Source organism: Microcoleus sp. S13_C5, from assembly GCF_036700845.1.
GTDB lineage: Bacteria > Cyanobacteriota > Cyanobacteriia > Cyanobacteriales > Microcoleaceae > Microcoleus.
In genome coordinates, this window is record NZ_JAUBPR010000314.1 from 1 (window position 1) to 1034 (window position 1034).

A 1034-nucleotide genomic window follows, 5' to 3' on the forward strand; every position below is an offset into this window, starting at 1 on the left:
TGTGACCGGCGGGTTGTCTTCACAAGCGAGAATCACTTGCACTTGCAGTGGCTGTAAATTATGGCGCTGAGGGTGGCTTTGAGGAGGTAGAATTTCGACGGTTGTAGCCTGCAGGTTCAGAGTCGCTTTACGAGCTGAGCGCTGCGGATTAGCTCGCAATTCCAAGTCGAGTTGTCCCGCGATCGGTACTTTGGCGATCGCACCTTGTAGTCGCTCTACTTCTTTTGTATCATCAGAGTTCTTGACTTGACGGTTGTGATAGGCGCGAATTAACAACTGAGAATTCTCAGGTCTTTGAGTCGCTAAAAAGTCATAGATGTCGGCTTCGCGATCGGCTACCGTTAGTACAGTAATCGATTCTGGCATCACCTTCTGGGTCGCATCAAGAGCTGTTAACCAACGCTGGCTTTCTTTGTCTTTGGTTTCGGTTTGATTTCTGGAATGCTTCTTACCAATAGTCGCAGGATCTCGCGCCCAGACTTGTTGGTGCAACACTCCTAATGGTACTCCTTGAGCCGAGCTACAAAATACTGAGTGAACTTTCAGGCCCCGACTGGTGGCACTATCCAAGTGTCCCATTCCTTTCTTGCTCTTGTGGTGGGTGAAATTCAGTTCTGTGGTGTCCTGAATCGCCAGAACTATTGGGTGTACTTTGATTCGTTCTAAGGTACTTCTTTGGTGGGCTTGGCGAATCGCCTCTGACGAGACTCGTGGAGATGACCAAAAGTCATAAGCCCCTTGAGTGGCTGCCCAATCCCCTGATGCTTGTGGCACCGTAGCATGGGGCTGTGAGGCTAAGTCGGAGACAATTCGCACCAGTCTTTTCTGGCGACGCTTATCGCCTAAACAAGCAAATTGTAGTTCTGCTACTGCCCATTCTGCCGTCATAGTTCCTCACTCGCCTCTGATACCGTAATTTGAGGCTTACTTGATTCGGTTCCTGGTTGTCAATCCTACTCCAAGGCAGCCAGCGCCCGGACGGCTCCGGCTGAAGCCGGAGCACCTTTGTTAAGAAAGATGTGAGTAAGGCATAG

At 50.2% G+C, this 1034-nt stretch carries 1 protein-coding gene; it reads right to left on the minus strand.

The window, feature by feature from the left end; all coding sequences use genetic code 11:
- On the minus strand, positions 1-888 hold an 888-nt coding region (locus tag QUA04_RS29820), incomplete at its 3' end, for an IS4 family transposase (protein ID WP_333264458.1).
- Between the last annotated feature and the right edge of the window lie 146 nt (positions 889-1034).